The 8,712-nt window shown below is 58.2% G+C and carries 2 protein-coding genes and 1 pseudogene; all 3 read right to left on the bottom strand.

Annotated elements, in window-relative coordinates; translation table 11 throughout:
• Window positions 1–1,032: pseudogene (locus VGP75_RS11990) on the bottom strand (hypothetical protein); the annotation flags it as partial.
• A gap of 105 nt (window positions 1,033–1,137) precedes the next feature.
• Complete coding sequence (locus VGP75_RS11985; protein WP_327543887.1) at window positions 1,138–8,154, bottom strand: PLxRFG domain-containing protein; 7,017 nt, start codon at window positions 8,152–8,154, stop codon at window positions 1,138–1,140.
• 80 nt (window positions 8,155–8,234) lie between these two features.
• Window positions 8,235–8,624 carry a hypothetical protein gene (locus tag VGP75_RS11980; RefSeq protein WP_327543886.1) on the bottom strand — a complete coding sequence of 130 codons (390 nt, stop codon included), beginning with the start codon at window positions 8,622–8,624 and terminating at the stop codon, window positions 8,235–8,237.
• Between the last annotated feature and the right edge of the window lie 88 nt (window positions 8,625–8,712).

The following is an 8,712-nucleotide window of genomic DNA, read 5'->3' as shown; positions in this document are numbered from 1 at the left end:
CGATGCGTCACGCGCACCTTCGGATGCACCTTGCGCCGCGATTGCAGCGTCCCGTGCAGTGGTTGCTACATCGCGGGCGGCCTGCGCGTCGTCTCTGGCGCCCTCTGCCAGCCCCTGGGCGGTTTCTGCGCCCCCTTGGGCATCTTGTGCCGCCGTCGCGCTGCCAGCCGCTGCATTGGCGCTGCCAACCGCATCAATCGCGCGCTGGTCTGATATGGTCGCAGAAGCATCCGCCGCCTGCTGACTGGCCAGCGCCGCAGAGGCAGAACCCGAAGCTGCCGTGGCCGCATCGCCCGCAGTTGAAGCAGAACCGCTTGCCGCACTTGCAGAAGCTGCTGCTGCGCCTGCCTGTGCCGTGGCTGCATCCGCAGCAGTCTGCGATTGGTCGCGGGCCGCCTCAGATGCGGACCTTGCAGAGACAGCCCCTGATTGAGCCGCCTCTGCGGCCTCTTGGGCCGCTTGTGCGCCCGAGCGCGCGGTGTTGGCTTCCGCCGCGTGACTTGCCGCTGTGGTGGACGAATTGAAAGCGCTTGAGGCAGATGCGGATGCAGCAGCCGCACTGTCTGACGCAGCACTTGCACTTCCCGACGCAGAACTTGCGGAACCAGCCGCCGCCGATTGCGAAGCTGCTGCACTCGATGCAGACGATGACGCAGCCCATGCACTTGTATTTGCGGCATCGCGCGCAGTCTGCGCATCCAGAACAGCCTGCTGCGCCCCATCGAGCGTCGCCGGTGCAGGAAGGTCGATCAGCTGCGCCAAGAAAGCTGTCGCCGCGTCCGGCACGGTCACGCGAACTTTGCGCAATCCGCCATCGCCGGATCCAATGAAGACATTGTACTGCCCAGGCACAAGCGAAATGACAAAATCACCGCCTGCGTCAGTTATGGTTTCGACCTGATCTGGGAGCACGACGGTGTTGCCCGATCGTGCGATTGCATCAGGTGCGCGCCGAAAGGCCAAAGTGGCACCGGCCAACGTGGCCAGTCCAATGTCTGCGACATTTCCAGATACGCTGCACACGTCAACCATGCCAATCAACTCCAGTCGGAATTACACACCATATGGTGTTCAGCACATCCAATACCACAATATCTGGTGTCGCGGTAGCCACAAACGCCACCGTGACACCTGCGCTTAATCGTAGAGCGACGGAGCCATCTGGGATCGTATCGGCCCTTCCAGCCTTGGATTGAGACGAATGCCTCCCTCCATCTGCTGACTGGCCCTCAAGCGCGCACTGAGCGACTGATCTATCGTAGCGCCGGTAATTGCGTAGGTCGGATACTTCTCATTGAACTCCCGTACCTTGCGCCATGCGCGCGGGCTGATCGCTTTGCCCTCGCGCAAGTACCGCGTCACATCGGACAGGATCCGGCGGCGCTCGTCCTGAACGCCCATCTGCATGTTCATCATGCGCCGGTTCTGCTCGTAGCGCTCACTGACACGGGCCGGTGAGAAGCCAATCGCTTGTTTGAGCGCATCATGCGCAGACACGTTATCCAAAAGCGGATCGCCCTTGTAGGTCGTCACGCCTTCGTTGAGGTAGCGCATGAACCGCATTTGGTCTCGGACAGCCTTGGGCACCATCAATTCCACGCCGCGCCACACCTCGCCGTCACCGACCATGCTTGCGCCACGGAAGATGCTGGCGCCAATCGCGGGGAACGCACCGAGCAACTGCTCGACCCAATAATTGTACGCCTCTTTGCCTTCCATTTGCCGATCTGGGCTGCGGAACCACAATTCAGGCATACCAATGCGCGATGTCAGGTCTGTGCCGGTCAGGTGGCCGGGCACGCCCTTGAGGATCATGCCGCCCGCACCAGCGCCGAACATAGACACCACCGCGTTCTTCAGCTCTTCCTCGGCCTCATCTTTCCCGCCATCAAAGAACATGCCGGCCAAGAGCATCATCAAAGCATAGCCCCATGTGCCGGTGATCCCTGCGTGAAGCATCATAGAGCCAGTCATGCCGATAAGCTGGGCCCGCGCCTGCTTGCGTACCTCTTCACTTTCGCCTTTGAGGGCCTGATGCGTGTCACGGAAAAGGCGATACAGCATATTCACCTGAAACTGTCGAAAGACGAAGGCCACGCGGGCCACGTCGCCCTGCATGAAGCGCGGGCGCGACCAGTTTTCGTAGTTGAAGTGCGTATCCCACGTCAGGTTGCCTGCTTGTACTGTCGCTTGCTCTGGATCCAGACCGGACTCTTTCGACATGCGGTAGGCCGCAAGGAATGTGACCTCGCGGTTCAACCGCTCGGCATGGTGGAAGAGGAACGCAATCGGGCGCATCGCCTTTTCGCGCACAGCCGAATACTGGACACCACTGTCCCCGATCGCGGCAATGTCGTGCGCTTGGCTCTTGTCCAATGCGCCAGAGTTATACGCCGCCTGCAATGCCTTGCGCTCGTCGTCGGACAGCCTGCCGCTCGTCAGGGCGCCTCGGCTCCATTCAGCATCGCCCTTGGCCAAGCCCGCGGTAAAGTCTGCCAGCGCACCCGAAAGCGCCTTGGCCGCCTTGGCCACCGATCCACCCTTGATGCCCGCAGCCAAGATCGGAATGCCGACCACGGTTGTCTGCGTCAGGTTTACGATTGCTGCGCCCGGGGTCAGGCCCAGATACCAGACAAACGATACTGATGTGGCCCACGCACTCCAGCTTGCGCCTTGTGGGTTCAGTGACCACTCATGGCGCTTCTGCATCTCGTTGGCGATTGCCCCTGCCCGTGTCGGGTTGGGCGCGTCCTTGGCTTCCCTGCGCGCATCCTCGATGTGGCGCGTCAGGTCCATGCTATGACGCAGGCGGGCCAACTGGTGCGCGCCGTGGAACATCTTGCTGCTGAATGCCTTGATTGCGTCCTTGTCAAAGCCCGGAACGCCCTTGCGGTGGATATTGGCCTTGCGGATCGAGAACGACGGCAGTGTTTCCAGATACCGCTGATAGATCGCGTCCAGCACTTCGCCGTTGTCACCGACTTCGCCAAGCAAGTCTTGCACGTCGGCCACAAAGTTGGGGTCAACAAAGCGGCTCATATTGTCCTCGGGCTTGATCACGCCGGTTTCGACGGTAAAGCCTTCAGCCTTCATGTCGGCTTCAATGCGTTGCTGCACACCCACTGTAGTGGCGCGCTCAAAGTGAACCAGTTTGCCCTTCTTGTCCCGCGCAGCGACAAAGAACTGCCCAAAGCGCATCAGTGGGAAGTAGGGCCCGTCGATCCGGTTGGACTCGTAGGTCAGGCGCATCTTGCGGATCCGCGCATTGCGGCTGAACTCAAGCATCTTGACGTCTTGATTGTACCGCGACCGCGCCTTTTTGCGCGCAAAGTCCCGCGCGTCACCTTCCAGACCGTCATCTTTGATCTGCTGCAATTCGGCTTCGTAGTTTGCCTTCAAGCGGCTGGCTTGCAGATCCATGGCCTTGGCTACGGAATCGACCATGGCATTCATCAGATCATCGTCAAACTTGCGATATGCGTCCCGCGCCTTGCCAAAGATCGCCTTCATGTTTTGAGGCAGGACATCGTATTTCTGCTTCAAGTCGCCGTAGGCAACCTTGGCATTCTCAACAACCGTCCGGTAATCCTTTTGCGACATATCTGCGCGCCGCTTGGGCGCCACAAACCGGATCGAGGGATCAACACCGGCAATCGTGGCTTCATGCATCAGATCGTGCAGCTTGCGGCCATTCTCCTTGTCTTTGACGTAAACACCCAGCCACTCCTGCGCCAGCTTGTCCGATTCCGCGTGCATTTCCTGCCGTTCGGAAGTCATCTTGCGCATCCGAGACACCCACTTGGCCGCAGAAGGCAGTGCCTTGCCCAGATCACGGAACAAGACTTCGCCAGGCACAAGGCCAAGCGTGTTCATCTTGTCGTTTGACGCCATCGCGTTGGTAATCAGGTTGCTAACAAAGCTGGCTTCCTTCTTGTCCAGTGAAGCATCCGTTCTCGATGTAGGCTTGCCGCCCCACATTTTAGAGATAGACGCCATCAATTCAGGGTTCGCCACCGGATCCCCGTCAAACACCTGCCCGCCGCCGTCAGGCCCGCGCCCGCCGACCTCGCCCGAACGCACGCGCTCGAACACATCAGCCGCAGTTTGCATGCCATTGCCGCGCAGGACGTTGATGATCGCGTCCAGCACGCGCTTGAGGGTTTGGAATGCGCTCTTCTCAGCGTCACTCAGACCGGCATCGCGGCCATCCGACCATTCGCGGTACATTTCAGCGACGACCTCTTCGATCTTGATGGACTCGCTCTTACCCTCGTAGAACTGATCGACCTGATCACGCAGGCGCTTGTTCTTACGTGCGGCGCGGACCAGCGTGCGCCATTCCTCCTTTGAGAACGCACCAGCCTCACCGCCGAACAGATCACGGCTGCGCAAGGCGTGGATTACCTCATGGCGCGCAATGCCGACGGGGCCATCTGGGGCCGACGCAGACACGCCGATCACACCGTCAAGGAAGTACCCGTCCAGCGCTTCATAGCCCTTGCCGAAGTTGTAGGCTTCCTCGCTCAAGTGGAATGATACCTTCTGCCCAGTCGTCCGGCCGATCTCACGACCGATCTCGTCCGCGATCCGGTCCAGATCCCGTTTCACTTGAGCTGGGCTTTCAACGGGCTGGCTTTGACGGTCCGAACGCTTGCTCATGGACGCTTTGACCTCCGCCACGGACGTATCCGGCATTTCAATGCCCATGACTTCGCGGGCAAAGCCTTTGTTTGTCTCTGCTTGGAAGCTCGCCCTCAAGTCTTTTATGTATGCATCTATGACTCGCTCTACCTGCGATCTGTCATAGGAAACCTGCGTGTACTCCCGGCTCCCACGCTTGGTCATTTCGCCAAACTCTTTGGCAACAATCGAGTGTTCAGCGTATTTTCTGCCACCCTTTGCGCGAACCGTGATGACATAGAAGCCGCGCGAGTTACGGGTAACGCTGACAACGCCATCGACGCTTGCAGCGGTCGCGTAGTATGAATACCCGCCACCCTCAGACTGGTCTTTGTCGATAAACTTCATAACGTCGGACGCCGTGCCCAATGGGACGGGCGCTTTCTCAAGCTCGACGGCGAGATTGAAGTTGCGCGGCATCAGAATGCCGCTCTCTGTCGTGCCATCATTGCGGGTAAACATCACGATCCGCCCTTTGGGGAACTTTTCGTAACCCGCCAAGAGATTTCCAGTGATGATGCCCCGATCCTCACGCATCTCGCGCGGGACTGAGTCAAACATTTCAACCGTGTTTTGCAGGTTGTTAAAGAACGTAACGTCGTATGGCCCGCTTGGGGATGTCAGGCTTGACAGTGACAGTCGCACTTCGCGCTCTGGGGCCGCAATGGCGATCCGAACCATGATCTTTGACTTGGCGTTGGGGTTCTCTTGAGCCCGCTCCCAATCGACGCCGACGACAACGCCGTTGTGGCGCACATCGGGGTCATCACGATTTACCATGACAAGCGGTCGGCCCGGGGCGTACTCCGTCAACTGCTCGATCACACTCGCGACTTGGGCTTGCACTTTAGCCCGCCGGTCTTGCAGATCAGCGATGGCGATCGTGATCCTCTCACGTAGCTTTTCATTCTGCGCAGACTTGAGCTCGGACTGTTTCTCTTCAACAGCCCCATCAAATCGCGCTTGCAGCGGCCCAGCCCACTTTCGGATCTCGGTCGCCATATTCTGGCGCCATGAACGAATATCCCCGTCGCCCCAAGCTTCCTTGACGGCCTCCATGACCTCTTTCGACGACATCGGGTTGCCCATGGTTTTCACATCAGCAATCTCAAAACGTGCCGGCGCAGCAAATGCCGAGCTGCTTTCGGGGACGCCCGCCGTCAGGTTTGTTGCAGACTTCGTTTTTGCATCCAGATCAATCGTCTTGGCTTCAAGGTCGTTTGTGCCTGCGCGATCCAACTCTTCAATCAGCGCAACATAGGCCCCCTCAATGTCTTTGAATGCCGATTCCGCCACCGCTGGATCAAGGATAGCCATTCGGCCTGTTGCCTTTGCAGCGTAGTCTCCGCCTGACAATTCTTGGCGCTCACCGTCCTCGTTTGTGCTTGAAAGCAGGCTCTCCATGTCCATCGCGTAGGCGATGTCTGGGTTTTCATCGAGATACTCCCGCATTACGCGGTCGCCGTACTTGTTCATAAAGTCCACGGCATCGAGCGAGACAACGCTGTCTTTGTTCGCGGTGGTGTTGGCTGACAGAGATGCCATCTTGCGCATCAGGACTGCGGCAGGCCGCTTTTCAACGGCAAGCTCGGAAATCGCGATGTCGTATTCAGGCAGGTGGATCTGGCCGGTACGGTGAATGCGCCCAATCAACTGCATGAACACATTGATGTCGGCATCTGGCTGCAACACGATCATGGACCGAGGCTTGCCGTCGTTTCCGTTCTTACCCGTCGCGTGCAGTGAGAAGCCCTCGGCCCCTGACTTGTTGATGATCAGGGCCTCAATCTCGCCTGTATTGTAGGCGCGCATTGTGCGGTTTTTCTCAGCTGCTGAAGGCTCACGCAGCGAGACCTTGCCATTGCGCACGCTCGTCTTGCGGCCTGTGATCTCGCCCATCTGGTATCCAGCGGCGACCACCTTGTCCATAATGTGATCCAGCGGCGATCCGGGAATGCCTGTCAGGTCCATTTTCTCAATGGCCGCGCGTGTTTCTTTGAACTGTTGCAGAGCTTTTTCACCGCCAAAGCGCAGGATGTCGGCGTCAGTCATAACAACATGACGCTTCCTTTCAGTGTCTCTGTCCTTAATCGTAATTCTGCGCAGCCTATCCGCATAGCGCATAAGGATTGTGTTGAACGGAACCTCTCCGACCTCATCGCCTTCTTTGGCATCGCCCACAAAGTCTGAAATGATGGCTTCGTTCGTATTTGACAGCGCAATGATGGGCTTGCGGCCGCTTTCGATTATTTCGATTACGCGCGCAGCGGCAGCATCAGCCTTGATAGCCGTGATAAACTGCCCGACCACATTGTGCATCACCGAGGCAAAATTGATCGACGTCGCGGATTGCTCCCCGACCGCACCGTCTATTGCTCCGCCGTTACCCTCAGACATCAGCTCGTCAATGAAGGCTTCGCGCACGTCCTGCATCACGTCGCGATCCAGATCAAACACAGAGCGGATAGCCTGTGTGCCTGCCTTGGCCGCCACCATATTGGTCTTGTAAGGCGTGGTGTTAAACTTCACGCCTGCATATGACCGTTCGCGGCGGACATACTGCCCTGACTGCACCAGCATATTTGAGGCGACCTGCTGCATTGGCACGCCGCCCTGCTCGATAACACCAGCAAGGTTGTCGATGTCCGCAACGGCAAGGCGCAAGTCTGTCTTTGCATACAGAGACATGACGGTTGGCGACTTTGCGAATGTAGCAGAAGAGAAGAACGCACCGGTGCTTTGGTCAAGAATGTCGCGAATAAACTTTGCACGCGAAAGATCGTCATCTTCCCTCATGCGTTCGCTCTTTGCTGCACCACCGGCAAGGTGGCTTTCATCAAGAATAAAGAGCGCGTTTGGCGCAATCGCACGGAACATATTGCGCCGCGGAGTTTCAGCGCCCTTTACGGACTGCATCTGCGAATAAGTCGTAAAGATCCGCTTGATGCCGTCTGGCGTTTTGCCAGTTGCCAATTCCGCCATGGCAGCCTTGTAGGGCTTGGGTGTCATGGCCTTGAGGACGCCGCCACTATCAAGCGCCAATGCGTCTTTGCCACGAAGGTCAGAATTGGTAACAAACGTATCTGCTGTGATGTCGCCTTCCCAGCCGATGTCTCGCATGTCCGTGACCATAGCGTTGAATAGTCCAGCACGCGCGGTGAGGAACACGGGCACGCGGTTGTTGCGCTCTGCCCATCGCATCATTGCGGCCACAACGCGGCCTTTACCCACGCCTGTTTGATCCCCAATAATGAAGCCGCCACCTTTTTTAATGTTGTAGATAGAAAGCGCCAGCGCATCGACCTGCTCGGCGCTGAAATACCCTGGGGCGTTCCCGTCACCAGACAGCATGCGTGTGACGTCATAGCCAAGCTCGTCGGCTACGAACTGGTCAATGTCTCCGACCTCAGCCGCAATAGCATCCAGCGCCGACGTCATCGCATCTTGCATGTTCTTTGGAACAAGCGTCCCCACGGCAAAATTCGCCGTAGAGCGTGGATCATACTGAACCTGAAGGTCTGTTGCCTCTTCTGTATTGACCCGCTTCTTGGGAGTTACAGAAGGGCTTCCTCCGCCCACGCTTCCAGCGTCACTTCGTTGAACCACTTCAGATCCGACGCCGGTGCTTCCGTCATTGGCGGTGTCTCCCCCTGCCAACGCAGTCCGATCCGGCCCATCAGGTTCTCGCTGCTGCTGACTATCATTTCGGGGATTTGCCCCTGCTTCGCCATTTCCACCGAGAGCGCCAGTTGATGCTCGCCCGCCTCGTCCAGCGTTGCCACCAGTATTTGAACCGCCTGTGGCTCCTCCGCCATCAGTCGACCCAGTCTGACTTCCAGCTTCGACAGATAGTGGTCCCACGTCAGTGTCTGGCCCGGGTTGCCCCTGACCGTCGCCACCAGCGCGCTTGCTTCCTCTGGGGTCCAAAGTGCTGTTTGTGCCATCAATCCGTTCCTTCAACTGGTCCCACGCATCATAAAGCGTTGGTGCTTCGGCCATTGGCAAGGCCTTTGTAGATGCCTGACGCCCCTC

This window comes from Yoonia sp., assembly GCF_036007805.1.
In the GTDB taxonomy this organism is placed as follows: domain Bacteria; phylum Pseudomonadota; class Alphaproteobacteria; order Rhodobacterales; family Rhodobacteraceae; genus Yoonia.
The sequence above is the reverse complement of the archived record's forward strand: the minus strand, read 5'-3'. Positions and strand labels throughout refer to the sequence as shown.